Source organism: Sulfuriferula sp. AH1 (assembly GCF_002162035.1).
Lineage (GTDB): Bacteria > Pseudomonadota > Gammaproteobacteria > Burkholderiales > Sulfuriferulaceae > Sulfuriferula.
The window spans coordinates 1518542-1538831 of record NZ_CP021138.1; the positions used below are offsets into that span (position 1 = coordinate 1518542).

Here is a 20290-nt window from a genome sequence, read left to right on the forward strand (position 1 = left end):
CCGCTGCCTGACTTAAAGCGCTAAGACTCCGCCCTGTTTTGCCGATTTCTGTGGGAAAGGAATATCCCCGATGCGATCAGTACCAATAAAACTGCCGATGCCGAGTAACGGCTTAATGCCAGGCCGCCCTGACTGATCGGTTTATCCAGAAAATCGCCGACCACCGCACCCAGCGGCCGCGTCAGGATGAATGCCGCCCAGAAGAGCGCTGTATGGGAAATCCGGGTCCGGTAATACAACAACGCGATAATCGCCAGCATGGCGCCGAACACGATAGCACCTCCCTCGTAGCCGAGACCTGCCGTATCAGCCGTCCAGTCGCCGAGGGCTGTACCCAAAGTTTGAGAAAACATGATGGTGATCCAGTAGAACATTTCGGATTTTGGCGAGCTGACCGTATCCACCGCTACCGAACCAAGCGTGCTGTACCAAATGAAAAGCGATGCCATAAGCAAAGCAAACAGTATCGCCGTGCCACCTGCGTAACCGACACCCAGAGACCGGTCTGCGAAATCTGCCAGCGTCGTTCCTACTGTCGTTGTTGCGATAATGGTCGTCCAGTAGATGAGCGGGTGAAATTTCTTTGCGGAAATCTGCGCAATGACTGCCACAATGAAGACAGCAGCAAATATCCCGGTAGCGACGAGATAGCCAAGATGCATCGACATCGAAACCGCATCCCCGCCCGTCTCGCCGAGTGTTGTGGCCAGAATTTTTATGATCCAGAAGGTCAGCGTCACTTCCGGCACCTTGCTTAAAACCTGTTGTTGGTCTGTGTTCATTTTTTCTTGTTCAGTTGAGGAAATATCTGATTGTGTCGACTAACCCGGCACTAAGCAATCAAAATCAGTTTACCGATGCCAGCCGCCGTCATTGCTTGAGTTTTTCATCCTCGCTCTTCGCCTCGGCCATGGCTTCCGGCTCAAGTTCTTCTGCAAACCGGTTGAAACGGACGAAGACTCCCCATGAGGCCAACAATACGCCCACGGAAACGATCAGCGCTGCTGCGTACGGCAGCTGTGAGGGCGCTTCATGAATCGCCTTGAAAGTCGCAACCAGACCTTCTATCGCCAGAGAGACGATCACCACCACGAAGAAGCGGGACAGAAAACGGCGAACACGGGTAGGCGCGCTGATGTCCGCCGCGCGAATGACTTCTTCTTCGGTGATGGTCTCGGCGATCTGGAGCGCGACGACGGCTGCTGCCAGCAAACCCACCGCTTCTATGATGCTCTGTGCCGCGGCGCTATCCAGTCCGCCCGCAAAGGCCTGCCATCCGATACGCGAAGCGATGATGATCAGCATGACCGCAGCACAGGCAAACAGCGCTGCCATGAGGCCGTGAACGATACGGAAAAGCCGAAGGACTATTTTCATCTCAGTGCGCAGTAATGGCGATTTACCAATGTGACTTGCGCCATGATGATTGGTTCCGGCTAACAGCAACAGCTTGCTCCAGCCTTTGACCTCAAGCCCCTTGCGACCGGATGAACGCGTCCAGCGGGGGCTCCGAAACCTTCCAGCGTTTCAATCTTCGTTGGCATCATCACTATGGAATCTCCGGCTCGACGAGCTGCACAAGCAATGTGAGCGATTCCTGCCAGCCGAGGTAGCAGTTCTCCGGTGGGTGTAGTGGTCTAATTTACACAGCCTCCCCGATAGGGGGATCATTCACCTATGGAGGAAATTCAGATGGGCAAGCAACGCAGGCATTTTGATGCCAATTTCAAATTGGAAGTAGTACGCATGGTCAAGGATCAAGGGCTAAGCGTCAGTCAGATCAGCCAGACCATGAACTTGGGCGAGACCGCCATCCGGCGCTGGATTCATCAATACGAGAGCGAACTGACAGGCAAGCCGGGCATAGGCAAACCGCTGACGCCGGAACAGCAGCGTATCCGCCAGCTGGAAGCCGAACTACGTCAACTACGCATGGATAACGACATATTAAAAAAGGCATCGGCCTTCTTTGCCCGCGAACTCAAATGAGCTATCACTTGACGCATGCATTGCAGGCACAAGGGTATCTAACATTACCTATATCCGCACCCGTGCCGGATGGCTGTACCTGGCGGTGGTGCTGGATTTACATACGCGCAAAGTAGTGGGCTGGGCAATAGCGCCCACCATGCCAACCGCGCTCGTTGCAGCCGCATTGACCATGGCGCTGCAACAGCGCCGCCCTGATGTTGGCCTGTTGCTGCATTCAGATCGGGGCAGTCAGTATGCCAGCCGGGAATACCAGGCTTTGCTGTCTCGAAATGGTATTCGATGCAGCATGAGCCGCAAGGGTAATTGCTGGGATAATGCAGTAATGGAGCGCTTCTTCCTGAATCTGAAGATGGAGCGCGTGTGGCAACGTGACTATGCTAATTTCGATGAGGCTAAACGTGATATTACCGATTACATCGTTGGCTTCTATAACTGTACCCGGCTGCGTTCAACACTGGGGTATCTGTCTCCAGCCGCCTTCGAGCGCAAAATGGCAGTAACACAACCTATCGTTGTGTCTGAAAATACTTGACCACTACAGGCATCAATTTCAACGAGCTGCTTTCACGAAAGCCAGCAAATCGGTTAGGTTTTGCCCAACCGCATCGGGGACAACGCCGAGCTTTTCGGCCGGGAGGTTCAGGCGATTAACCCAAAAAGTTGTATAGCCAAACGACTTTGCCCCAGCAGCATCCCATCCGGCAAACGGAACGAAGAGAATTTCCTCACGCTTCAGATTGAATGCATCAATCGCCATCTGGTAAGCACGTGGGGCAGGTTTGTATGATTTTATCTTGTCTGTGCTAAGAACATGTTCAAAGAGACCATCAAGTCCGGAGTTCTTGATGCCGGCGTCGAGTATCTTCGAAGTCGCGTTGGATAGGAACGCCAATCGGATACCATCACTCTTAAGTGACCGTAGTGCTGGCAGGGCATCAGGCCAAACCTTAAGTTCAAGATAAGCATCCATCAGTTGTTTGCGTTTATCCGAGGTCAGATCAAGTTTTAACAATTCACCCGAAAACACTAAAGCATCTTCCGTTGTCTGCCAGAAATCCGCATAGTGACCGGATAATGCACGTAACCATTGGTACTCGAACTGCCTAGTGCGCCATGCGATGCTAAGTTCAGCGCCTTTGCCCGGAAAGAGTTGTTCGGCAAGCGCAAAGACCGGGCGGGGATCAAAGATCGGGAAAGCATCGAAGGCAATAGCTTTGATCTTAGAGCTTGTAGCGGCACGAGCTAAAGGGCTTGACACCATAAGCCCCGTTACAATGCCTGCGGCTGCTAGATTGATAAACTCCCGACGATTTAACGACATGAATAACCTCCGTTTTTCTGTTTCTGTTAAGACGGACGAATCGCGGAGAATATTCCACTAGTCAGCAAACTTGCTGGCACCTAACGTGGAGCTAAGGGCTGCGCGTTTTTGCGCAGTCCCGCTTGAGCGTAAGGTTAGATGTTGCTCGTTTTAGCATGGAAGACGATAGAAATTGACCGCATTTTTCCATAGCACCAACTCACCCCCTTCGTTCCCTAACGCCTCAAGTAGTAGCGAGATGTCGTTCGCTTCAAATGGACGCGGTGCGCGCGTCGATGGTAGATCAGTACCAAACATCAGAACGTGCGGATTCGCCGCATGAATGGCTCGGAGTGCCTGACCGACCGGGAATTCAACGCGTCCAAAACCCGTTGCCTTAATCCTTACGCCCTTCTCCGCAAGGCGCAGTAATGTTGGAAAACCCTCCTTTGACAGTCCGAGATGATCGATGCTGACCGCAGGAAGGCTCAGCAGCGTTCCTCGCAACTCGTGAAGATCGCGTGCATCGACATAGAGCTCGGCATGCCAACCAACGAGATCAAACACACGTCGCGCGAACGACTCCAGATGTTCGACTGACTCAGAGCCGCCGCGCATCAAATTGAACCGAACTGCCCTGACGCCTCTTTCGTCAAGCCGCCTGATTTCTGCGTCGGACACCGATGCGGGCAGTTGTGTGACGCCAACGAACTTTGGTCCAAGCCGCTCAAGAGCACTCAAGAGATAATCCTGATCGAATGCCTGGAAAGAGCCTGAGACAACAACACCACCCACGACACCAAGAGATCGCGCCATCACGAGGTAGTCACTCGTTGTGAACGGGTCAGGAAGATACCCATTGTTCGGCACCAGTGGGAATGCCGGGTCAATGATATGGAAGTGCGAGTCGAATACGTGTGCGTGCGAGTTCATTAGGCTTTCTCATGCAATTATGTAGCTCCTGTGGTCTAACGTTCAAGGTAAGGAGCCCGCTGTAAGCCAGTCCCGCTTGAGCGCTATGTTAGAGGTCATAAGTGTAATGGGCGTAGGATTTATCAACCATTCCTTCAGGGTTGATATGAAAAACTTCAGCAGAAAAGCCCCGCGCTCCCTTGTAGTAGAGGGTAATGCTATTTACACCGAACAAGATTGTGATGAGATCAAAATGAAGAGAAGGATTTAGCTGCAAGGCTTTTGCCCAATAGGCCCCAACTTTATCTTTTCCCTTCAGCGTTCCAGAGCTTTCATCGGTGATTTTGGTAATGACAGGAGAGGACATTTCAAAATCATCGGTGTAGTGCGAAAGAATGCGATCCAAATCATGGGTGTTCCAAGATTCAATCCATTCGCTCGCGAAATGCTCAGCAAACTCTTGAGTGATCATGGGGGATACCTCTAACGTAGAGCTAACCGGCGCTGCGCGGCTTTATCGCGCAGCGTCCAGCGACCGAAGGGAGCGAGGTTGAGCGCCATGTTAGGTGATTTTTTGGATCGTGCGGCATTTTGGAAAAGCGGAGCATCCCCAAAATTTGCTGCCCGCGAGGTCTCCGCTTTTTGTTATGCGCAGAACCATTTGTTCACCACATTCTGGACATGACCTTGGCGCATCGGGATCTAAGCGGCGTTGAACATTCTGCACATGTTCACGATTTGTGGCGAACGACGGAGCCATTCTACCGGTGCTAATTGCAGTGGCCACTGCCTCAACTTCGGGGAGCGACAGAAAAACCTCGGTCTTTGACTTGATGTAAGAAATATATCCACCCGCGTAAGTGACGTTTGCCGGCATCTTCGTCTTGAACTCGCTCCCGCCGACAAAGACAACGACAGAGTGAATTTTCTCCGGCGAAAGATTTAGCAGGGCTTCCAATGCTTTAACATGCTTATAGTTTTGACGAAGCGGGTTTTGAAATTTGTTGGTCTTCTTGAAAATCTTCTGTGTCCACATGGGCTGATGCTCATCGCCAAAAATCCAGCCGCTGTAGTTTTTTGTTTCAACGACGAACAAACCAAATCTTGATACGAAAATGTGATCAATTTGCGTCGTTCCATCGGGTGTTTTAAGCGTGACATTGTGAATCGGTCGGTACTCCTGTGGGTCAAGGAGGAACTTTGCAGACAACCTGACCAACCATTCGCCAAAGAGTCCCTTAAACCATGGAGTTTTAACGACAACGCCTGCAATGAGCAGGGGAAATATCCACCACAGTTGAACAAAGAATGATTTGAGCATGGATGTATGTACCTGCTGAAGTTATCTAACGTAAAAGTAAGGGGCTGGCCGCGCCTAAAACATGCCGCAGCCAGAAAGGTAAACAATATCACAAGCCTAACCGAAGCTGCATAACGGACAGTCCCGCTTGACTGACAAGTTAGGAGTTTTTATCGCTATCAGCTTTAGGCAAATACTCAAGCTCCATATTACGGAAATGCGAAAAAAGCCAAATACCGAGATAACCAAAACTTGCGGCAAAAATCGTAATGAAACCCGCTAAAAAAATGGAGCCAAAGAAACCACCCAGCAACCCTATCCAGCCAAATAGCGGCTCGCCATTAAACTGTACTGTATTAAAACCAAATAATGCAAATACACCCATAAACAAACCAAATGGGAGTAATGAAGAAAACGACGAGACAGCCACAAGCTTTACCCAACTTCGGTGAGTTGGTCGTTTGAATGCAAGTAACTCGGTCATTATGATGACTCCTAACGTAAAAGCGAGGGGCTGCGCGCTTTTGCGCAGTCCCTCTCGACTGCCGGGTTGGGCATCATTTACACCCGCCCTTTGATTTTTTGGTCCCGCATCCCGTCGAACAATCACCCACATTTGGCGAGGGCTGAATAGCGGGGATACCAACTTGTTTGTGATTGGATTTTCGAGCCCAGCTTATTATGGAAACGGCTTCAGACTTTTCTTCCTCCGAATATCCAGTTAGTAAAATACGCGCACCATTTTCATACATCCGGCGCGCCAAATTAGGGGCATGGATGTGCAGTAACGGGCCATCGTGTTCAAGCAAAAAAAATGCTCAAACGAAATGATAGGTGCACCGTTAACTTGATGTCGTGATGGTTTGGGGTTAATGCCAACCCAGTTAATTTTGCGGTCAATTCCATATGCACGCGGCTCTGCACCAATGCCACCAACTCCGATAACCGCTTCAAAAGCGTAGCCTCTTACTTGCCCCATGCATCCATTGATGCCAAAGCTCCCATTATTATCTGGGTCGCCTGTGTGTGTTCGCTTGTAGGTCAATATCCGCATGAATACGTTACCTTGACGCCCAACGTAGAAGTGAGGGGCTGGCCGATTGCAAAACTTGGCGGAAGCCCCGGATGTACAAATGACCGCAGGCCATAGAGAAGCCACTTATCGGCCAGTCCCTCTCGACTGCTGGGTTAGAGAGCGGCTTGTTCATGCGAAGGCTCCAGAAAAGTATAGTGTTAACCCAACCAGCAATGCAGCAAAAGCTACTATGGCAACAAATTCGCGGTTGTGTGGGTGTTCTTGGGGCGGTGGATAGCGCCCCAACGTAAGCACGCGAAGAATAACCCACCCAGGCCAATAGAAGATGCCAACAAACAATACCTCAGCAACAAACTGCCCGATAACGCGGATAACAATTTCAGCGATTGCATCGAGTGCCATGGCTCTAGCTCTCTAACGAGTAGCTAAGGGGCGCCGCGCTTGCGTGGCGTCCCGCTTGAGCGCAGGGTTAGAGGGTGTTCTCCAAGTTATGGGCATTCGATCATCGCAATGGATTTCAACTCTACTTTTGTTGCGCCGATTGCTGGTTCAATTAGCGCAAGCTGGATACTTTTTTGCGCATTAACTAACAGAAGCGCGGCCTTTTTCCCATAGCCCCAATAACCTGTGTAACCAGAAAACATAAAGCAACGTCCGTTCATTCGATAGACATCTTTATCCCACTTGATATTAAACGGTGGCTCGACTTTGGAAACTTCGCCAACATCCGCAATAATATAATTTTTCATTTGTTCTTGTTGACCAAACATATCCCAACCATCTGCCGCAGCCTGCGCTGAGGTAAAGGCTAGAAACACTGCAACCAATGCCTTGTTAAAACACATTGGATTAATAATGCTGTTGTAGTTCATTCTCAACCTCGCGAATAAGTGATATGACCTGCCGACAAAAAGCTAATGCAGGAATGCCTTTCCCAGACAAGCTGCCAAAGTGAAAATCCTCCGGAAGCAGTTTGCCGCTTGTCATCATAGACAAAGGGTAGTGGTGGGTATTGCCTTTGCGGAGACCATAAAGCTCCTTTGTAATTTCGTGCTGCCCCGCTGTCTTAATGTAAGTTGGCCGCTTTGCGTCTTGAAATACTCGCACATAGCAACGAAGTGTTTCTAGCGCCTCTTGATTTTCGATTGGGTCGCCTGTTTCCGGATGATGAAAGCTTTGATATGCCCGAAGGGCATTGATTTCGAAAAAACTGTAGGCCGCGCCAAAAAATGCACTTATAAGCCAACGAAATTTGTCCTTATCGTTTTCTTGCGTTGCGAGTTCGAGAAAAAATTCGCATTCAGATAACTTGTCTGATGGGTCTACTATTGCGTCAAGATCAAGCAGGTTTAGCCAATCTTCTGTGTCATCTGTGAGCTTACGAGACATTGACAAACACCCTCTAACGTTTGAAGTAACCGGCGCCGGAGCGCAGCGGAGGGAACCCACCAGCATAGCTGGTGGGTGTCCGGTTGACTGAAGTGTTAGAGGTGTTTTGATTCATGGCGCGACCGGACGATATTTGTTTGACCCCGGAATTTTCTCGAATGCACACGGGGCGGGAGTATTGAGGTAAGGAATAATATCCGGGTCATAGTTTGCGACGGTGTTTAATGCGTAAACACCTGTGTGACTAAGATCATTTATGTAGTCTTGGTTTTCATCACCGGAGAAAAAGCGCCACCCAGAATCTTCCGTGCGTGTTGTTGCTTCGCGATACATATAACCGATCTTTTTCCCTTCGACCATTATTCGATCCGTAGCAAAACCTGCGAACGGCAGCGAGATTAACTCTCGAATGTTTTGTTTTGGAATGGCGAAGGTTTTCACAGGCATGGTCATATTCTTGGGTTGCTCGGCTAAAGAGATCAGCGGGGCGGCTGAGAAAATAAGCACATATAGAAAAAGGCCACGATTCATGTACACCTCTAACGTGTAGTAGTCGCGATCTGATCTGACAGTTCCCCGGTTTGACAGATGCAGCTGTCAGTTCAGATTCAGTTGTTCAATGTGGTGATTTTATCGTGCCATGCCTCCTTTCCGTCAATAAGTGTTTGCGTCGGAGTGCGGCCGCAGCACATCTTGCCCTGATGGGTGCGGTCATTGTTGTAATAAACCAGCCATTCATCCAGATCCGTTTGCAGCTCCGCGATTGACCGGTAAATCTTGCGCCGGAACGCGACCTGATAGAACTCCTGCAGGATGGTCTTGTGGAAGCGTTCACAGATGCCGTTGGTCTGCGGATGATTGGCTTTGGTCCTGGTATGCTCGATGTCATTCAAGGCCAGATAGAGCTGATAGTCATGGGATTCCGGTTTGCCGCAATATTCGGTGCCGCGATCCGTCAGGATGCGTATCATCCCCATGTTCTGCTCGGCGAAGAATGGCAGCACCCGGTCATTAAGCAGATCGGCTGCGGTGATCGGCATTTTGGTCGTGTAGAGTTTGGCCGCTGCCCACTTCGAATAGGTGTCAACGAAGGTCTGCTGGTAAATCCGGCCGACGCCTTTGAGGGTGCCCACATAGAACGTATCCTGGCTGCCGAGATAGCCTGGGTGAGCCGTTTCAATCTCGCCATGCGCCACATCGTCGTCCTGTTTCTTTTCCAGGGCGCCTACTTGCGCTTCGGTCAGCACCTCGCCCGTTTCAGCAACATGCCGTTCCAGTGCAGTCAGGCGCTTCTTGAACGATTCGAGATCACGCCGCAGCCAAACAGAGCGTACACCAGAGGGAGAAACAAAGATGCCGCGTTTGCGCAGCTCATTGGATACGCGCACCTGACCAAATGCCGGTTGTTCCAGGGCGAAGGCGGCAACCGCTAATTCTGTGGCCTCTTCAACCCGGTTCTTGTGGTTCGGCTTTCTGCGATTAGCATCGATCAGGGCGTCGACACCACCGTTTTCCATAGCCGACTGATAACGGTAGAAGGTATCGCGGGAAAAGCCCATCACCTTGCAGGCGCGGGACACATTACCGAGTTCAGCAGCCAGATTCAGCAGGCCAACCTTGTGTTTGATAACGTTTTGGTGAAAACTGTTCATGGGGTTACTCCTTGGCGCTTGCGCGCTTTGTTTGATAAAGATTCGCACCTATATCAAACCGGGTAACCTCACCTTTGGCAAGGCCATACTGTCAGATCAAGTCGGAACTACTACATCTAACGTTAAATTAAGGGGCGCGCTTTAGCGCGTCCCTCTTGAATGCCGGGTTGGGCCTCGCAACTAGCTATTACTCGAATGCGCTCTTTAATGCAAGCGCGCCTAATGCCTTAATTGCGTCAAAGGTCAATTCGATGCCTTTTGCTTTTGCCGTTGTCTTAATCTTTTCCCAGATCGTGGCTGATCTCATAGTATCAAGAAGATCATGACCTGCCCTCGTTAGCCGTGGGCTATGAAGACCGTAGCTAAACAACCCATCTGCCGATCTTACAACTTGCAAACCATCAATGTATCCAGCATTAACAAGCAGTTCAAAATGCCCGAATATTCGACCTTCAATTGCCCGATGTTCTTGTAATTGTTTTTCGTAAATATCCCATTCTTGACTCTCCCAAACTGGTTCTGAGGGAATCTCATAAAAAAGATCATTACCCTCTTCAACATCGTTAAGTTGCTTGCGTATCAGATCCCAGTCTCTTTTCATTATGAGTGCCTGCTATAAGTGAGGTAAACTGGTGAAACCCAACGTTTGAATTAAGGGGCGCGCTTTAGCGCGCCCCGCTTGAATGATGGGTTGGGTATTCTCAATGTTGGCACTTCTACTAAATGCCGAATAGACGACGCAGTGCGTTCTTCTTTTCTGGAACTTTGATGGTCACTTTGCTCTTATCACCCGTTCCAGTAGGAATCGATTCATATAAAACAATATCTGCTCGAATAGTTTCACGTGTCCAAACTTTGCGTTCAAATTTCATATCTGGCGTGATTGATACTATCGGGCCAAGTGCATTTTCAATCTCTCTTATTAAGTTGATTCCTACTTTAATATCAGACTCAGCATGTTCAAGTGCAAGATGAGCTATTGGGACAAAGTGAGTATCGTGCATACTTCCCAAATATTCCCCACCATTAGCATAAGAAGGGATTAAATTCCATTTCTTAAAGTTATTCATTACGTCTGCCCCCAAAGTCAGAGCACGATATGCATCTCTGTACTTTCCAAGGTAAGTAAATAGCTGGGAGCGTTGGTCAATCGAATTAGCTATTTCATTGCGACATGTTTGACACTCGTCGTGAACCTTTCTGCCCCGTGGACCATTTTTGAAATGAATAATTTCTCCAGTGAATCCGCAATTTTTACAGGTTTTTGTTGTCATTTGGTGTCCAGCATTTTAGTGATTAAATACAACCACGTAATAGGAGATGAACATGTGAATGCCCAACGTAATTGAGTTAAGCACCTTGACGCCCATAGGGCGGCGAGTGTGCTTGGACGAACCGTTGGACGTGAGAGGTGGCGGCACATAACAACCTGGTATTTGATAAGCATCTTCGGCAAAAAACACCCTCTCCAATATGAATAAACCAAAGCGTTGCATCGACCGTGTGCATCAACGCTCGCGTTATACACCGGTACGTGCAACGCTTTGCACCGTACCATATTTGGCAACCCTTTATATAGCCTCGACTTTAGGTATAAAATCATCGGTTGCCAAATCGGAGACACCTATTGCGTGCAACGTAAAGTTGAGGGGCGCCGCGCTTTTGCGGCGTCCCGCTCGAACGCCGGGTTAGCCATTTCTGCTCACTTTCTCGGGAAGAGCAGCCTTACCTTTTTGAACAAACTCGGCCATGATTGCCAAACGCCGGTAATGGGCAAGCAGAAGCTTTAAGCTGACCTCTGGATTGCCCGTCTGTTTGTGAAGCTCGGCAACATTTTTAAACCCGAGGTGCTTTGCGATGTCGTTCGACATGCTCATCATGTTTTTTATTTCTGCCTGTGTGAGCTTGGTATTCTGAAGATTATTTTTCTGACGATGTACGTTGAGATCGGACAGGGTTCTTTGAATTGAGCTGTAGGTCTTGGTAGCAGCGGCTGCCGTTCCAAGAAGCACACCCACAGACTTTGCGACCTGAATTGCAACGTCAACATTGAGCACTAGATCGAGCCAACCAGGAGATGACTTCTGAATTGAATAAATCTTCGGGCGCTCTGGGGGAGGAACTTGGTTTTGGAGAACGGTATAGATGTTGACGTAGCTATACCCGCCCTTCCACGGATAATCAGTCAGTGCCGTGTTTATTCTGTCTCTGTCTCTCGGGTCAAGCTCGGAGTCCAGACAGTAGACGAATGCATAGGTCTGCGAGAACGCATGGGGGAAAGTGTAAAGATCAGCAAGCTGCCAATCGCTATCGAGCAAGACGCGGTAAATATTATTGTCGAGTGGCAAGCTAATCTCCTAAATGGCTAACGTAAAATTGAGGGGCTGCCCGCTTCTGGGCAGTCCCGCTCGAATGCCGGGTTAGCCTACGAAATTGGCGGCTTAAGCTCACCTGCTTTTAACAACGTCAATTTGCGGTTGCGTTCTTGGAATTCAGTTTCACTAAGATAACCTTCTCGGAATAGCCTACGCAAAAAATCTTCGGCAGAAGTTGCACCTTTTTTATTATTTGCCTCACGAGAGGCGGCTACCAAATTTTTATAACTATTATTACCTTCCGGTCTCGATACAACATGCTCAACAACGAAATTGCTCTCATCAAGACTTTGAAGTGTATAGAAGCAGCGAAAATCTTCCCGTTTTAACAGCAGAACCCGATTTTCTGGAACATTAAAAAAATCCATGCTCTCTAAATCCAACTCAACTTCCGGCTGTGCTTCTTGAATTACCCCTGGAATTTCGTTCGGCAGATGCAGCTTTAATGCACGGCCTGTATGAGTAGTGCGAAGAATAGAAATGCAACCTTTCTCTTGCAACGATGCCAACTTTACATAGGCCGAATTTTCCGACATGGGTTTTCCTTTTTCACCTATGCCACAGGCCATCCGAATTCGAGCAGACTTGAAACCAATGGTCACTTCTTCAATGCCAAGTAAGCGACTATGCCTGAATATGTACAAGTATATAGCTTGCTCGTAAGTGTCTAACTTGGGCGCAAGGTGATCTTGAAACTGGATAAAAAATTCTCGGTAATCCATGGTTGTTGATTTTGTAGGCTAACGTAAAGTAGACACCCTAAAAAGCGCCGATAAAAGCACCTTCAAGGTGTATAATCTGGAAATAATTTTCCAATGCATTGTATTTAATAAGGATAAAATTTTGGCACACCCTAATTTTCCTGTTGAAAACACCACCACAAATCCCCCCAAGCTGCTCGACCAGGTACGTCATAAGTTACGCGTAAAACATTACAGTATTCGCACTGAGCAGACCTATCTGGATTGGATTAAACGCTATATTTTATTCCATGGCAAGCAGCATCCCAAGAGCCTCGGGGCAATTGATGTTGAGGCATTTCTTACGCATCTCGCGGTGGCTGGCAACGTCGCCGCCTCTACGCAGAATCAGGCAAAGAGCGCATTGTTATTTTTATATCGCGAGGTGCTGGAAATACAGCTACCTTGGCTGGATAACGTGACGCAAGCCAAGGCGCCTAAACGCTTGCCTGTGGTTTTGACGGTTAGCGAAGTGCAGGCTGTGTTATCTCGCCTCCCCGGTACCCATGCCCTGGTTGGTAATTTGCTGTATGGATCAGGCATGCGCTTGATGGAGGCGATACGTTTACGCGTCAAGGATGTGGATTTTGCTCGACGTGAAATCATTGTGCGCGAGGGCAAAGGCTTCAAGGATCGAGTCACCATGCTGCCGGAAACCTTGATCGCCCCACTCAAGGCACATTTGCTCAAGATCAAGGCCCTGCATGACGAAGATCTGGCACAGCATTTCGGTCAAGTATATTTGCCGTTTGCGCTGGATAAAAAATATCCCAATGCGGGTCACGAATGGGATTGGCAGTATGTTTTTCCATCACGAAACTTATCGGTTGATCCACGCTCAGGCGTAACCCGCCGCCACCATATGGATGAAAAAGGTTTGCAGCGGGCCATTAAACAGGCTGTGCGCGACCTTGGGTTGGTCAAACCTGCTACACCACACACTTTGCGCCATTCTTTTGCTACGCATTTGCTGCAATCCGGCTATGACATCCGCACCGTTCAGGAGCTACTTGGACATTCAGATGTCTCAACCACCATGATTTACACCCATGTACTGAACAAAGGCGGACGCGGTGTGACCAGTCCGCTGGATCAATTATGAGTGTAGCTGGCTCACACTGATTTACGGCCCTCCCCTTTATTCTTGCCTTTTCAGGTTAAATCTCGTTATCATCGACTGATATTTTTGATGATAGCTAACCGCAATGACCATTCCCGACCAGACCCGTGCCCAGGCGCAAGACCTCCTCAATTTCATCGATGCCAGCCCCAGCCCCTGGCATGCGGTGCAAAGCGTCGTGCAACGCCTGCTGGCCCAAGGCTATAGCGAGCTGAAGGAAACCGAGCGCTGGAACCTGATGCAGGGCGGGCGCTATTTCGTCGTGCGTGGCGGTGCATCGGTGATCGCCTTCCGGTTGGGGCAGCGCAGTCTGGCTGAGACCGGCTTTCGCATGATAGGCGCGCATACCGATTCGCCGGGCTTGCGTCTGAAGACCCATACCGCGCAGGCCAGCGACGGCGTGGTCAGGCTGGGGGTGGAAGTGTACGGCGGGCCTATTCTGGCGACCTTTACCGACCGCGATCTGAGCCTGGCCGGGCGCGTCAATATTCGCACCGCGGATGGTTTTACCACGCGTCTACTGAAATTCGATACCCCGCTGGTGCGCCTGCCCAATCTGGCTATACACATGAACCGCGAGGTCAATGAGCAGGGACTGAAGCTCAACAAGCAGACCGAACTGCCGCTGATCTTCGGGCTGGCTTCAGACAAACAAACCGCACGCGAGCAGTTTCTCAGCCACGTTGCCAGCACATTGGACGTGAATATCAATGACATTCTGACCTATGAGCTGAATGTGTTTGATACCCAGCGCGGTGCGTTCTGGGGTGCAGATCAGGAATTCATCGCCGACAGTCAGCTTGATAATCTGGCGTCCTGCCATTCGGCATTGACCGCAATGCTCACCAGCGAAGATGCCAGTGCAACCAATATTTGCGCTTTCTTCGATCACGAAGAAGTGGGCAGCGAGAGCGCCACCGGTGCGGGCGGCAGTTTTGCCCAGGACATGATTCAGCGCATCGCCAACGCACTTGGTCTGGATGCAGAAGCGCAACATTGCGCGCTGGCGCAAAGCTTCTTTATCAGCGCCGATATGGCGCATGCGTATCACCCCAATTTTCTCAATGCCTATGAACCCAGCCACCGGGTGATGGTAAATGCCGGCCCGGTGATCAAGACCAACGCCAACCAACGTTACACCACCAATGCCGATACTGCGGCGCGGTTCATGACGCTGTGCGAGGCTGCGGGCGTGCCAGTGCAGCATTACACTCACCGCACCGACCTCGGTTGCGGCAGCACCATAGGGCCTATTATTGCGTCACGTCTGGGAATTGCCAGTGTCGATGTGGGCTGCCCGATGTGGGCGATGCATAGTCTGCGCGAAAGCGCGGGGGTAATGGATCATGGCTACATGATTGCAGCCATGCAGGCAGCGTTTAGGAGCTAGTCAGGCTGCCAACAACGCCAATGACACACCGAATCTGGCAGCCAGTGCACGTGCCTGGCGCAGATTGATGCTGCGCTTGCCGGATAAAATTTCAGATACTTTGGCCTGATTGCCGATCTCCGGCAAATCCGACTGACGTAAACCTTCTCGCTCCATCAAAAACTGCAATACCTCAGCCCCGCTCATTGCAGGCGGCATAGCATAGTGCACCTGCTCATAAGCGGATACCAAATCGCCTAACATGACAGCCAACCCTGCCAAAGGGTGCGATTCATCAGCACCACCCGCATCCAGTACCGCATCCAGCGATTCAACCAAAGCCTGATATTCAGCCTCGGTTGCAGGTGGCGTTAGCAGTGGGGCGATATAACCCCAATGTGCGAGCGCAACATCCAGTCGTGCATTCATTTCCAGTCTCCTTTATCGTATTGCTTATGCGTCAGCACCGCCCGCACAAATACTCGGCCAAGATTGAAGTGGATGGCCGCAATCAGTCGTAATTTATTGCCGCCCACATCAAATACGTACTTATCTCCCACCTTGTCAGTAGCCGGAAAACACGCTTTCACTTCAGCAAAATTGCGCCAGTTTGCTCGCTTCGTAAGCCTGTACCATTGATCCAGTGCACTACTACAATCAGGATGTACCGCTTGCGCCTGGATTATTTTCAAGTGGGAAATAATATGCATAGATAATTATATCCCTTTTTGGGATATTTACAACAATCAGAATAAACGATTCCCAAATGAAATTAGCGTGAATAGTTCAAATCGATCCGCCAAAGCCATGATTTACCATTCAGTAATATTCACCGCAGCACCCTCTTCCACCCGTTCAAACAGATCCGCCACATCGGCGTTGCGCATGCGTACGCAGCCGTGCGAGGTCGGCTTGCCGATGAGGTGTTCTTCGCTGGTGCCGTGGATGTAGATATAACGGGCATGGGTATCGACTTCGCCGCCCTGGTTTTTGCCGGGTTCACGTCCGTCCAGCCACAGGATGCGGCTTAATATCCAGTCGCGCTCGGGATGAGCGGCACCCAGTTGCGGGTTCCAGATTTCGCCGGTGGGCTGACGGGCACTGAATACCGCAAACAGCGGCGCCATTGCACCAATTTTATCGCTGATAACATGACGACCACGTGGGGTTTTATAGCTGCCCATCTGCTCGCCAGGGCCGTTGGCGGCAGTGGATACCGGATATTGCCGCAATAGCTGCGGGTCGCCGTTGTCGTCATCTTCAAACAGATACAACTGCTGCAGGCGAATGCTGATCTCTATGCGTTTTTTCATACGGCTGCATTCACTTTCTTGAGCTGGGCGCGACGCTCGGCAAAGAAGGCCGACAGCATGGCACCGCATTCGGCTGCCAGCACGCCGCCCTGAATCTCGGTGTGATGATTGAGCCGGCGTTCATCAAACAGGTTGAGCACGCTGCCGGCCGCGCCGGTTTTCGGATCGCTGGCACCGAACACCAGCCGCGAGACACGCGCATGCATGATTACCCCGGCGCACATGGCGCATGGCTCCAGCGTGACATACAGGCTTACTTCAGGCAGACGGTAGTTGCTCAGATACTGCGCAGCATCGCGCAGTGCCAGCATTTCCGCATGGGCGGAGGGATCATGCCGCGAGATAGGCGCATTGGCACCGCGCCCGATGATCTTGCCTTCGTGCACGACTACAGCACCGACCGGCACTTCACCCATTTGCCAGGCTTGCTGTGCCAGCGCCAGCGCTTCGTGCATAAAAAACGCATCGTCAGCCATATTCAGGCCGGAAACACGCCGGTGGATAGATAACGGTCGCCGCGATCGCAGACGATGGAAACGATGATGGCATTGCTGACCTGCCTGGATAGCTCCAGTGCGGCGAATAGCGCGCCGCCCGAGGATATCCCGGCGAAGATGCCTTCTTCGCGTGCCAGCCGGCGCGTGGTTTCCTCGGCGTTGGCCTGACTCACCAGCCGGATCTCGTCCACGCACTGCCTGTCGTAGATCTTCGGCAGATAGGCTTCCGGCCATTTGCGGATGCCGGGGATTTGTGCGCCTTCTTCCGGCTGCACACCGACGATACGCACTGCGGGATTCTGCGATTTGAGGAAGTGCGCGGTACCGGTAATCGTGCCGGTGGTGCCCATGCTGCTGACGAAATGCGTCACCGTGCCTTCGGTATCGCGCCATATCTCGGGGCCTGTGGTATCAAAATGCGCTTGTGGATTGTCGCTGTTGCTGAACTGGTCGAGGATCTTGCCCTGCCCGGCCTGCTGCATTTTATTGGCTACGTCGATGGCTTCTTCCATGCTACCGGTTTTGCTGGTCAATACGATCTCTGCACCGAATGCACGCATCACCTGACGCCGCTCTATGCTCATGTGCTCGGGCATCACCAGTATCATCTTGTAGCCGCGCATGGCAGCAGCCATCGCCAGCGCAATGCCGGTGTTGCCGCTGGTGGCTTCGATCAGGGTATCGCCGGGACGAATCTCGCCGCGAGCCTCGGCACGGTTGATCATGTTCAGCGCCGGACGGTCTTTCACCGACCCGGCGGGATTATTGCCTTCCAGTTTGACCAGTATGGTATTGCCGGTTTGACCCGGCATGCGCTTGAGCTTGACCAGCGGAGTATTGCCGACGAAATCTTCCAGAGTTTTATAGATAGGCATGATCAGGCCTTGTACTGTTTATATAATGCATCGACATAAGTTGCCACGCCTTGTTCCAGATCAAGCATGGGTGCGTCGTAGCCTGCCTGCCGCAGGGCACTGATATCGGCCTGGGTACGGGCCTGGCGCTTCTCAGGAAAATCGACATATTCGATCATGCCCTGCGCCTGCAGCCAGGCCAGCTCCAGCGCTGACTTTCCGGCGAGCCGGCGGCACTGGTTGATCACGGCGACGGCGACATCATTGTACGTATGGCTGCGCCCGGTTCCGATATTGAAAATGCCGGATTGCCCGGGATGATCGAGAAACCACATATTTGCCTGCACCACGTCCGTAACAGAGACAAAATCACGGCTCTGTTCGCCGTTCGCAACGCTTTCAGCGCCCTTGAACAAGGTGACCTTGCCATTTGCCATGAACTGGCTGAAACACTGATAAACGACGGATGCCGCATCGGCTTTATGCTGTTCGTCCTGACCGTATACATCGAAATAACGCAAACCGACGATTTGCGAGGTCCGGTCTTCCCAAATCCGGCGTACAGCCTGATCGAACAGGAATTTGGAATAGGCGCCCACATGGAGAGGCGACTCATTCGCTCGCGCCTCGGCAAATACATTACTGGCGCCATATACCTCTGCCGATGAGGCATACAGGAAAGCCGTCTGATTCTCCTGGCAGAAATCCAGCATATCCATCGAATAGCGGTAGTTGTTCTCCATCACGTAACGCCCGTCGCTTTCCAGCGGATCGGTGCATGCGCCATGATGGAACAAAGCCAGCACCGCGCCGTCCAGGGCATTTTTATGCATGAGCTGCAGGAAATCGGTCTTATCGATGTAATCCGCGATTTCACATTCCACCAGATTGCTAAACTTGTCAGCATGGCTGAGATTATCGACCGCGATAATGTCAGTGACGCCCCGGGCGTTCAGCGCCTTGACGATATTGGAGCCGATAAAACCGGCTGCTCCTGTAACCACATAATACATAGTAATCTTTCCTGATTATTTGACGCGATGAAAACGGTCTGCAAGCTCTTTCCCCGGCGGCAGATTATCCAGACGGTCGCCGACGGCCGCGCTCAACATGCTAAAGCGCACATCGGGCGCAGGATGGGTTTTGAATAACAGCGCAACACTGCTGTCACCCGGCGCGACATGGCCGATCTCTTCCAGAACGGCAGGCAGGCCATAAGCATCGTAACCGGCACGGGCGGCCAGCACCAGGCCCATGCGATCGGCCTCGAACTCGGCATTTTTATCCAGCCGGCGCGACATGATCTCGGCGCCGCTGCCGATCAGATTCTGGATAGTGTCCTGACCCTTGACTTCCCTGCCCAGCGCATCGGCGCCGAGACCTATCCACTGGCTTTGCTGCAGAATTTTAAGCTGATGCTTGCGCACCACGTGCGCGATCTCATGTCCCAGCACGCCTGCAAGTTCAGATTCATTATTAAGTTTATTGTACAATCCTTTGGTTATAAATACATATCCGCCCGGCGCCGAAAACGCATTAATGTCGGTACTGTCGATGACACCGAACTGCCAGGGCAGATCCGGGCGCTCGCTTTGCAGCGCCACCCAGCGCCCGACCTGATTGACGTAATGCTGCAATGCGGCATTCTTGACCAGCGGCGATGCACCCAACAGGTTACCCGCAATCTGGCGGCCGATCTGCACTTCGTCATCCACCGAATTCTGTCTCAGCGCCCCGAGCAGGACGGTAGCCGGATCAAGTTTATTACTTGCAGGCTGCTCAGTCGTGGTCGTCGTATTCTGATTGGTGGGGAACTGTTTCAGAACATTGCCCAGGTCATTCAAATCAAATGCATTCGCCAATGGCGCAACGGATACGGTTGCCAGCAATACCATTAATATTTTTTTCATCATGATTTGCTCCGCGAGTTAATTAGCCGCATTAGGATCAGGAAGGTAGGGGATGGACCGGCGAACCAGCTTGCCTTGACGGGCAAAACTCTGCGCCGCAGAAGCGCTCAGTTTATAACCTGCCAGCTCATTCAACCCCTGTTCATTAAAATGCGCCGCTTTCAGGTCCTCTTCGCTCAGACCGCGCACACCCGCCGTGGCTACGATCTGCCCGGGCTGACGTTTCCCGGTCGCCATTTGCGCGACACCGGCGATATCGGATGCGGCGCTGCTGGCAAAGGCTGCCGAAGTGCGCACCGACAATATCCTTACCCAGCCTTGTTTTGTCCCGGTGCGGACCTGTATCCAGCCACTCTTTTTGGCGAGGACATTCACGTTGCTGCCTTTGGCGACGCTGCCTACATTCGCGCTGCTGCTTGCAGGCTGGGCATGCAATATTTCACTTCTTATCAGTACGCCATTCTGGGCGGCATGCACGGCACCGCTTAGTAACATCATGCAAAGTGCGATGCTTACGCGTCGATTGATCAT

27 protein-coding genes and 1 pseudogene are annotated in these 20290 nt (G+C 51.3%); 3 read left to right on the forward strand and 25 right to left on the reverse strand.

All coding sequences use genetic code 11. The features are described 5' to 3' along the window. Positions 1-20: 20 nt before the first annotated feature. Both CAP31_RS07710 and CAP31_RS07715 read right to left on the reverse strand, forming a co-directional pair. On the reverse strand, positions 21-782 hold the full coding sequence (locus CAP31_RS07710) for a hypothetical protein (protein WP_087447007.1): 762 nt from the start codon (positions 780-782) through the stop codon (positions 21-23). An 88-nt stretch (positions 783-870) separates the two neighbouring features. Continuing rightward, positions 871-1377 (reverse strand): hypothetical protein, encoded by a 507-nt coding sequence (locus tag CAP31_RS07715; RefSeq protein ID WP_087448311.1) that lies wholly within the window; start codon positions 1375-1377, stop codon positions 871-873. Between the two features lie 315 nt (positions 1378-1692). Between CAP31_RS07715 and CAP31_RS07720 the strand changes: the two are divergent. Continuing rightward, a pseudogene (locus tag CAP31_RS07720) lies at positions 1693-2524 on the forward strand (IS3 family transposase). A gap of 18 nt (positions 2525-2542) precedes the next feature. On the opposite strand, the gene CAP31_RS07725 reads toward CAP31_RS07720, so the two are convergent. The 15 genes from CAP31_RS07725 to CAP31_RS07790 form a co-directional block, all read right to left on the reverse strand. After that, entirely contained in the window at positions 2543-3313 is a 771-nt protein-coding gene (locus tag CAP31_RS07725; protein ID WP_087447008.1) for a haloacid dehalogenase type II, read from the reverse strand. Positions 3314-3463: 150 nt separating this feature from the next. Further along, positions 3464-4225, reverse strand: coding sequence for an amidohydrolase family protein (locus CAP31_RS07730; RefSeq protein WP_087447009.1), 762 nt, complete (start codon positions 4223-4225; stop codon positions 3464-3466). Between the two features lie 88 nt (positions 4226-4313). Further along, entirely contained in the window at positions 4314-4676 is a 363-nt protein-coding gene (locus tag CAP31_RS07735; protein ID WP_087447010.1) for a nuclear transport factor 2 family protein, read from the reverse strand. Positions 4677-4766: 90 nt separating this feature from the next. Then, a complete protein-coding gene (locus CAP31_RS07740; protein WP_087447011.1) occupies positions 4767-5525 on the reverse strand; it encodes a nuclease-related domain-containing protein in 759 nt (252 codons plus the stop codon). 139 nt (positions 5526-5664) lie between these two features. Further along, on the reverse strand, positions 5665-5988 hold the full coding sequence (locus tag CAP31_RS07745; RefSeq protein ID WP_157662702.1) for a hypothetical protein: 324 nt from the start codon (positions 5986-5988) through the stop codon (positions 5665-5667). Between the two features lie 237 nt (positions 5989-6225). After that, on the reverse strand, positions 6226-6558 hold the full coding sequence (locus tag CAP31_RS14810; protein WP_157662703.1) for a hypothetical protein: 333 nt from the start codon (positions 6556-6558) through the stop codon (positions 6226-6228). 150 nt (positions 6559-6708) lie between these two features. Beyond that, positions 6709-6942 carry a hypothetical protein gene (locus CAP31_RS07750; protein WP_087447013.1) on the reverse strand — a complete coding sequence of 78 codons (234 nt, stop codon included), beginning with the start codon at positions 6940-6942 and terminating at the stop codon, positions 6709-6711. 86 nt (positions 6943-7028) lie between these two features. Next, positions 7029-7412 carry a hypothetical protein gene (locus CAP31_RS07755; protein ID WP_157662704.1) on the reverse strand — a complete coding sequence of 128 codons (384 nt, stop codon included), beginning with the start codon at positions 7410-7412 and terminating at the stop codon, positions 7029-7031. Beyond that, positions 7390-7929: a hypothetical protein gene (locus CAP31_RS07760; RefSeq protein ID WP_087447015.1), complete on the reverse strand. Its 540-nt coding sequence runs from the start codon at positions 7927-7929 to the stop codon at positions 7390-7392. Before CAP31_RS07760 ends, CAP31_RS07755 begins: the two co-directional genes overlap by 23 nt. Positions 7930-8040: 111 nt before the next feature. Next, the gene (locus CAP31_RS07765; RefSeq protein ID WP_223247215.1) at positions 8041-8460 is read right to left on the reverse strand and encodes a DUF2185 domain-containing protein; all 420 of its coding nucleotides are present in this window, start codon (positions 8458-8460) and stop codon (positions 8041-8043) included. A 77-nt stretch (positions 8461-8537) separates the two neighbouring features. Continuing rightward, positions 8538-9581, reverse strand: coding sequence for an IS481 family transposase (locus tag CAP31_RS07770; protein WP_087446117.1), 1044 nt, complete (start codon positions 9579-9581; stop codon positions 8538-8540). Between the two features lie 187 nt (positions 9582-9768). After that, positions 9769-10182 (reverse strand): DUF2513 domain-containing protein, encoded by a 414-nt coding sequence (locus CAP31_RS07775; protein ID WP_087447016.1) that lies wholly within the window; start codon positions 10180-10182, stop codon positions 9769-9771. Between the two features lie 118 nt (positions 10183-10300). Then, positions 10301-10855 carry a hypothetical protein gene (locus CAP31_RS14815; protein ID WP_157662705.1) on the reverse strand — a complete coding sequence of 185 codons (555 nt, stop codon included), beginning with the start codon at positions 10853-10855 and terminating at the stop codon, positions 10301-10303. Positions 10856-11269: 414 nt separating this feature from the next. Further along, on the reverse strand, positions 11270-11929 hold the full coding sequence (locus CAP31_RS07785; RefSeq protein ID WP_087447018.1) for a hypothetical protein: 660 nt from the start codon (positions 11927-11929) through the stop codon (positions 11270-11272). Positions 11930-12006: 77 nt separating this feature from the next. Then, a complete protein-coding gene (locus CAP31_RS07790) occupies positions 12007-12678 on the reverse strand; it encodes an HNH endonuclease (RefSeq protein WP_087447019.1) in 672 nt (223 codons plus the stop codon). A gap of 121 nt (positions 12679-12799) precedes the next feature. Here CAP31_RS07790 and CAP31_RS07795 point away from each other — a divergent pair, with 121 nt between their 5' ends. Both CAP31_RS07795 and CAP31_RS07800 read left to right on the forward strand, forming a co-directional pair. Continuing rightward, positions 12800-13798 (forward strand): integron integrase, encoded by a 999-nt coding sequence (locus tag CAP31_RS07795; protein ID WP_087448313.1) that lies wholly within the window; start codon positions 12800-12802, stop codon positions 13796-13798. Positions 13799-13901: 103 nt separating this feature from the next. Continuing rightward, entirely contained in the window at positions 13902-15206 is a 1305-nt protein-coding gene (locus CAP31_RS07800) for a M18 family aminopeptidase (RefSeq protein WP_087447020.1), read from the forward strand. Here CAP31_RS07800 and CAP31_RS07805 read toward each other — a convergent pair whose 3' ends face one another. The 8 genes from CAP31_RS07805 to CAP31_RS07840 form a co-directional block, all read right to left on the reverse strand. Next, positions 15207-15614, reverse strand: a complete 408-nt coding sequence (locus tag CAP31_RS07805) for a type II toxin-antitoxin system HigA family antitoxin (protein WP_087447021.1) — start codon at positions 15612-15614, stop codon at positions 15207-15209. It lies immediately after the preceding gene. Further along, positions 15611-15895 (reverse strand): type II toxin-antitoxin system HigB family toxin, encoded by a 285-nt coding sequence (locus CAP31_RS07810; protein ID WP_087447022.1) that lies wholly within the window; start codon positions 15893-15895, stop codon positions 15611-15613. Before CAP31_RS07810 ends, CAP31_RS07805 begins: the two co-directional genes overlap by 4 nt. A gap of 102 nt (positions 15896-15997) precedes the next feature. Beyond that, a complete protein-coding gene (locus CAP31_RS07815) occupies positions 15998-16498 on the reverse strand; it encodes a L,D-transpeptidase (protein ID WP_087447023.1) in 501 nt (166 codons plus the stop codon). Beyond that, positions 16495-16974 (reverse strand): tRNA adenosine(34) deaminase TadA, encoded by a 480-nt coding sequence (tadA, locus tag CAP31_RS07820; protein WP_087447024.1) that lies wholly within the window; start codon positions 16972-16974, stop codon positions 16495-16497. Before tadA ends, CAP31_RS07815 begins: the two co-directional genes overlap by 4 nt. A 2-nt stretch (positions 16975-16976) precedes the next feature. Continuing rightward, positions 16977-17864, reverse strand: a complete 888-nt coding sequence (gene cysM, locus CAP31_RS07825; protein ID WP_087448314.1) for a cysteine synthase CysM — start codon at positions 17862-17864, stop codon at positions 16977-16979. An 8-nt stretch (positions 17865-17872) separates the two neighbouring features. Next, complete coding sequence (rfaD, locus tag CAP31_RS07830) at positions 17873-18862, reverse strand: ADP-glyceromanno-heptose 6-epimerase (protein ID WP_087447025.1); 990 nt, start codon at positions 18860-18862, stop codon at positions 17873-17875. A 15-nt stretch (positions 18863-18877) separates the two neighbouring features. Beyond that, entirely contained in the window at positions 18878-19759 is an 882-nt protein-coding gene (locus CAP31_RS07835) for a M48 family metalloprotease (RefSeq protein ID WP_087448315.1), read from the reverse strand. 18 nt (positions 19760-19777) lie between these two features. Next, the gene (locus CAP31_RS07840) at positions 19778-20290 is read right to left on the reverse strand and encodes an SH3 domain-containing protein (RefSeq protein ID WP_087447026.1); all 513 of its coding nucleotides are present in this window, start codon (positions 20288-20290) and stop codon (positions 19778-19780) included.

Excerpts from the sequence above, each read along its gene's own strand:
- CAP31_RS07710 (WP_087447007.1), bottom strand. The coding sequence starts at position 782 with ATGAACACAGACCAACAACAGGTTTTAAGCAAGGTGCCGGAAGTGACG.
- CAP31_RS07715 (WP_087448311.1), bottom strand. The coding sequence starts at position 1,377 with ATGAAAATAGTCCTTCGGCTTTTCCGTATCGTTCACGGCCTCATGGCA.
- CAP31_RS07725 (WP_087447008.1), bottom strand. The coding sequence starts at position 3,313 with ATGTCGTTAAATCGTCGGGAGTTTATCAATCTAGCAGCCGCAGGCATT.
- CAP31_RS07730 (WP_087447009.1), bottom strand. The coding sequence starts at position 4,225 with ATGAACTCGCACGCACACGTATTCGACTCGCACTTCCATATCATTGAC.
- CAP31_RS07735 (WP_087447010.1), bottom strand. The coding sequence starts at position 4,676 with ATGATCACTCAAGAGTTTGCTGAGCATTTCGCGAGCGAATGGATTGAA.
- CAP31_RS07740 (WP_087447011.1), bottom strand. The coding sequence starts at position 5,525 with ATGCTCAAATCATTCTTTGTTCAACTGTGGTGGATATTTCCCCTGCTC.
- CAP31_RS07745 (WP_157662702.1), bottom strand. The coding sequence starts at position 5,988 with ATGACCGAGTTACTTGCATTCAAACGACCAACTCACCGAAGTTGGGTA.
- CAP31_RS14810 (WP_157662703.1), bottom strand. The coding sequence starts at position 6,558 with ATGCGGATATTGACCTACAAGCGAACACACACAGGCGACCCAGATAAT.
- CAP31_RS07750 (WP_087447013.1), bottom strand. The coding sequence starts at position 6,942 with ATGGCACTCGATGCAATCGCTGAAATTGTTATCCGCGTTATCGGGCAG.
- CAP31_RS07755 (WP_157662704.1), bottom strand. The coding sequence starts at position 7,412 with ATGAACTACAACAGCATTATTAATCCAATGTGTTTTAACAAGGCATTG.
- CAP31_RS07760 (WP_087447015.1), bottom strand. The coding sequence starts at position 7,929 with ATGTCTCGTAAGCTCACAGATGACACAGAAGATTGGCTAAACCTGCTT.
- CAP31_RS07765 (WP_223247215.1), bottom strand. The coding sequence starts at position 8,460 with ATGAATCGTGGCCTTTTTCTATATGTGCTTATTTTCTCAGCCGCCCCG.
- CAP31_RS07770 (WP_087446117.1), bottom strand. The coding sequence starts at position 9,581 with ATGAACAGTTTTCACCAAAACGTTATCAAACACAAGGTTGGCCTGCTG.
- CAP31_RS07775 (WP_087447016.1), bottom strand. The coding sequence starts at position 10,182 with ATGAAAAGAGACTGGGATCTGATACGCAAGCAACTTAACGATGTTGAA.
- CAP31_RS14815 (WP_157662705.1), bottom strand. The coding sequence starts at position 10,855 with ATGACAACAAAAACCTGTAAAAATTGCGGATTCACTGGAGAAATTATT.
- CAP31_RS07790 (WP_087447019.1), bottom strand. The coding sequence starts at position 12,678 with ATGGATTACCGAGAATTTTTTATCCAGTTTCAAGATCACCTTGCGCCC.
- CAP31_RS07800 (WP_087447020.1), top strand. The coding sequence starts at position 13,902 with ATGACCATTCCCGACCAGACCCGTGCCCAGGCGCAAGACCTCCTCAAT.
- CAP31_RS07805 (WP_087447021.1), bottom strand. The coding sequence starts at position 15,614 with ATGAATGCACGACTGGATGTTGCGCTCGCACATTGGGGTTATATCGCC.
- CAP31_RS07810 (WP_087447022.1), bottom strand. The coding sequence starts at position 15,895 with ATGCATATTATTTCCCACTTGAAAATAATCCAGGCGCAAGCGGTACAT.
- CAP31_RS07815 (WP_087447023.1), bottom strand. The coding sequence starts at position 16,498 with ATGAAAAAACGCATAGAGATCAGCATTCGCCTGCAGCAGTTGTATCTG.
- tadA (WP_087447024.1), bottom strand. The coding sequence starts at position 16,974 with ATGGCTGACGATGCGTTTTTTATGCACGAAGCGCTGGCGCTGGCACAG.
- rfaD (WP_087447025.1), bottom strand. The coding sequence starts at position 18,862 with ATGTATTATGTGGTTACAGGAGCAGCCGGTTTTATCGGCTCCAATATC.
- CAP31_RS07835 (WP_087448315.1), bottom strand. The coding sequence starts at position 19,759 with ATGAAAAAAATATTAATGGTATTGCTGGCAACCGTATCCGTTGCGCCA.
- CAP31_RS07840 (WP_087447026.1), bottom strand. The coding sequence starts at position 20,290 with ATGATCAATCGACGCGTAAGCATCGCACTTTGCATGATGTTACTAAGC.